At 57.4% G+C, this 1,089-nt stretch carries 1 rRNA gene; it reads left to right on the top strand.

The window, feature by feature from the left end:
• A 23S ribosomal RNA gene (locus tag FHS42_RS36035) occupies positions 1-1,089 on the top strand; the annotation flags it as partial.

Here is a 1,089-nt window from a genome sequence, read left to right as displayed (position 1 = left end):
TTTTGCTTGGTGCGTCGTGACTGCGTGCCTTTTGAAGAATGAGCCTGCGAGTTTGCGGTGTGTTGCGAGGTTAACCCGTGTGGGGAAGCCGTAGCGAAAGCGAGTCCGAATAGGGCGTTTTAGTAGCGCGCTCAAGACCCGAAGCGGAGTGATCTAGCCATGGGCAGGTTGAAGCGCGGGTAAGACCGTGTGGAGGACCGAACCCACCAGGGTTGAAAACCTGGGGGATGACCTGTGGTTAGGGGTGAAAGGCCAATCAAACTCCGTGATAGCTGGTTCTCCCCGAAATGCATTTAGGTGCAGCGTCGTGTGTTTCTTGCCGGAGGTAGAGCACTGGATAGGCGATGGGCCCTACCGGGTTACTGACCTTAGCCAAACTCCGAATGCCGGTAAGTGAGAGCGCGGCAGTGAGACTGTGGGGGATAAGCTCCATGGTCGAGAGGGAAACAGCCCAGAGCATCGACTAAGGCCCCTAAGCGTACGCTAAGTGGGAAAGGATGTGGAGTCGCAGAGACAACCAGGAGGTTGGCTTAGAAGCAGCCACCCTTGAAAGAGTGCGTAATAGCTCACTGGTCAAGTGATTCCGCGCCGACAATGTAGCGGGGCTCAAGCGTACCGCCGAAGTCGTGTCATTTCAGCGTGAGGGCTAACGCCTGCTGGGATGGGTAGGGGAGCGTCGTGTGCCGGGTGAAGCAGCCGCGTAAGCGAGTTGTGGACGGTTCACGAGTGAGAATGCAGGCATGAGTAGCGATACACACGTGGGAAACGTGTGCGCCGATTGACTAAGGGTTCCTGGGTCAAGCTGATCTGCCCAGGGTAAGTCGGGACCTAAGGCGAGGCCGACAGGCGTAGTCGATGGACAACCGGTTGATATTCCGGTACCCGCTTTGAAACGCCCAACGCTGAATCCATTAATGCTAAGGCCGTGAAGCCGTCCTGGAGCCTTCGGGCAAAGGGGAGTGGTGGAGCCGCCGGTCCAAGGTGGTATTAGGTGAGTGATGGGGTGACGCAGGAAGGTAGTCCAGCCCGGGCGGTGGTAGTCCCGGGGTAAGGGTGTAGCCCGAGAGATAGGTAAATCCGTCTTTCATG

The sequence above is a fragment of the Streptomyces zagrosensis genome, assembly GCF_014203645.1.
In the GTDB taxonomy this organism is placed as follows: Bacteria; Actinomycetota; Actinomycetes; order Streptomycetales; family Streptomycetaceae; genus Streptomyces; species Streptomyces zagrosensis.
This window is presented reverse-complemented; position numbering and strand designations above follow the sequence as displayed.